The 3,202-nt window shown below is 57.8% G+C and carries 2 protein-coding genes; one reads left to right on the top strand and one right to left on the bottom strand.

All coding sequences use genetic code 11. From position 1 onward, the window contains the following. Window positions 1-1,538 (bottom strand): alpha-amylase family protein (locus ACOSYY_RS11635; RefSeq protein ID WP_421662550.1); only part of this gene is annotated, 1,538 nt, incomplete at its 3' end. Window positions 1,539-2,019: 481 nt separating this feature from the next. On the opposite strand from ACOSYY_RS11635, the gene ACOSYY_RS11630 reads away from it, so the two are divergent. Next, a partial coding sequence (locus ACOSYY_RS11630; protein ID WP_421662548.1) for a HAMP domain-containing protein occupies window positions 2,020-3,202 on the top strand: 1,183 nt, incomplete at its 3' end.

Genomic DNA, 3,202 nt, shown 5'->3' with positions numbered 1-3,202 from the left:
AGGGCCGTTCCCGGCGCGCGGTCGAGACGGATCGACCCCGGTTTATCGGTCAGATTGTGAACCGCGATCAAACACTGACCCTTCCATTCGCAAGAGTGGGCCAAAATACCGGGCTCTCCGGTCGTCAGCGTCCGGCACGTTCCCCATCCCCATTCCGGGCATTGGCGTCTAATCCGGACGAGCCGTTTCACGACGTTCAAGGTTGAGTCCGGGTCCGCGGCTTGCGCGCCGACATTGATGCGCCGATAACTGAACTGTCCGTCGGTCACGACAGGCGCCGTCAAATCCCGTTGGGCGGCGGTGGAAAAACCCGCATGGCGTGCCGAGGACCATTGCATCGGTGTACGCACCGCATGGCGGCCGTCCAACGACAGGTTTTCGCCCATGCCGATCTCATCTCCGTAGACCAACATCGGCGTCCCCGGCAATGAAAATAAGAGACTCAATGCCATATGGACTCTGCGGGGATCGTTCAGCATCGGAGCAAGACGTCTGCGGATGCCACGACCGAAGATCCGCATTTCCCGCTCGGGCGCAAAGGCATCGTAGACCTGTTCGCGTTCCTCGTCGGTCAACCGTTCGAGGTCCAGTTCATCGAGATTGCGCAAGAAATTGACCCACTGACATTCGTCGGGAACGGCAGGGGAGAGGCGAAGCGCCCGCTCGATCGGTTCGGCACGGCCGGTCGCGAATGAAAGAAACAACAAATTATCCAAGAAAAAATTGTACAATAAGTGCAATTCCGCCCCTCCACCGAAAAAAGCCGCCAGCTCCTCCGGTCTCACGTCCGCTTCGCCGAGCAACGCCACATCGGCTCTGCGGGAGGACGCGAATGACCGCAGATCGCGCAGCACTCGATGGGGATCGTGCATCAAGTCAGGGTCGGCGATAGGGATGGGGGATTCGATCATGTGAGACACGGCGTCCACGCGGAACCCTGAGATGCCGAACGAGAGCCAAAAATCGATGACGCGTTTGATCTCGTCCCGCACGTCCGGACACATCACGTCCAAATCCGGCTCGAAATGATAAAAGCGATGGTAATAGTATTGACCGGCGATCTCATCGAAGGTCCACACCGAAGATTCTTGGTCGGGGAAGATGTTGCCTTTTCCCGGCTCAACAGGCGGGGGACTATTCGTCCACGTGTAGTAGCGTCGATATCGGGACGCCGGATCCTGCCGGGCGGCCCGGAACCAAGGGTGTTCGTCGGAGGTATGGTCCATGACGAGATCGATCAATACGCGAATTCCCCGTTCCCCGGCCTGGCGCACGAATAGCCGGAATTCGTCGAACGTCCCGAGTCTCGGATCGACGCCGAAATACTCGGTGATGTCATATCCGTTGTCGCGATTGGGAGAGGGGAAAAAGGGTAACAGCCACAGACACGTCACCCCGAGATCGGCTAAGTAATCCAATCGGCTGATCAAGCCCGGAAAATCGCCGATCCCGTCCCCGTTGGAGTCTTGAAATGTCGCCACATCGAGACCGTAGAAGACGGCGTTCTTGTACCAGAGACTCCGTTCACGTTCGTTCATGATTCTCGAAAAGTTGGGTTATTTCCAGCGGATAGGGATCGGGCGACGGGCGTTCCGTCTGCCTGGGATGCGGCGCATTCAAGACAAGTGGTACCGCTATCCGGCAAAGGCTTCGTCGACCGCAAAAAGCTCCGCGTTCTTTCGAAAGCGGAGCTTCTAAGGCCTTGCAATGTCTAGATTGTGTCTCATAACGTTTCCGCTATGTGTTCACAATATTTCCATTACAAGCGCCTATCTCGACTATACTCCGCCCATGCACGGATCATACGGGTGAATACCCTAGAAATGGCATGGGCAACAGCCGGCCGGAACCAATCGGGCCTATAAGGTACACTCCCGTTCGGCGGTTGAGGCACTAGGGGTCATTCTAGTACCATTCCATCTTCTAAACGCCTATAAGCCGCGGATGCTCCGGCTGACAGCACGGGTGCGTTCGCCTCGATAATTCATTCGTCGCTACCGGGCACCCAGGAGAAGCAGAATGCCGTTGAAGAGCAAGAGGTTGCTGAAGAACGGATCTCGCGGCGATGCGGAGCTTGATCCGCGAGAGCTGTTGAGGGTTTTGAAGTCGGTCAGGAGAGGGGATTTCACCGTGCAGGTTCCCGTCGAGTGGACCGGGATCGGCGGCAAGATAGCCGACGAATTGAATGTCATCATTGAGCAAAACGGCAAAATCATCGAGGAGATCAAACGAGTCAGTCACGCCGTGGGCAAGAAAGGGCGCCTTTCCGAGCGTGTATCGATCCCGGATGCGACCGGAGCCTGGAAATCTGAAATCGAAGCATTCAATGGCCTTATCAACGATCTCGTTCGTCCCATGAACGACATGGCTCGAGTGATCGGCGGAGTGGCAAAGGGAGATCTGACACAAATCGTCGCGCTCGAAACGGAAGATCATCTCCTTAAAGGTGAATTTCTCAAGACCGCCAGAACCGTCAATGAAATGGTCCGTCAGCTCGATGCCTTCGCCGCGGAAGTCACTCGCGTGGCGCGGGAAGTGGGGACGGAAGGGAAGTTGGGCGGGCAGGCGGTCGTGCCGGGTGTCGCCGGCACGTGGAAAGACTTGACGGAAAACGTCAATTCCATGGCGAGCAACCTCACCAATCAGGTGCGGAACATTGCGGACGTCACAATTGCGGTGGCGAACGGCGATCTATCCAAGAAAATCACCGCCGACGTGCGCGGAGAGATTCTCCAGCTCAAAGAAGCGATCAACACGATGGTGGATCAGCTGCGGAGCTTCGGATCGGAAGTCACGCGGGTGGCGCGGGAAGTGGGGACGGAAGGCAAGCTGGGCGGGCAAGCGGTCGTGCCGGGCGTCGCCGGTACCTGGAAGGATCTGACCGACAGCGTCAATGCGATGGCCAGCAATCTGACCGGCCAGGTGCGCAATATCGCCGATGTGACCACCGCGGTGGCGAACGGTGACCTGTCGAAAAAGATCACGGTCGACGTGCGCGGGGAGATCCTCCAACTCAAGGACACCATCAATACGATGGTGGATCAATTGCGCAGCTTTGCCGCGGAAGTCACCCGAGTCGCGCGAGAAGTGGGGACGGAAGGCAAGTTGGGCGGCCAGGCGCAAGTGGGCGACGTGAGCGGTGTGTGGAAGGACCTGACCGACAGCGTCAATGCGATGGCCAGCAATCTGACCGGCCAAGTGC

The sequence above is a fragment of the Nitrospira sp. BLG_2 genome (genome assembly GCF_049222245.1).
This window is presented reverse-complemented; position numbering and strand designations above follow the sequence as displayed.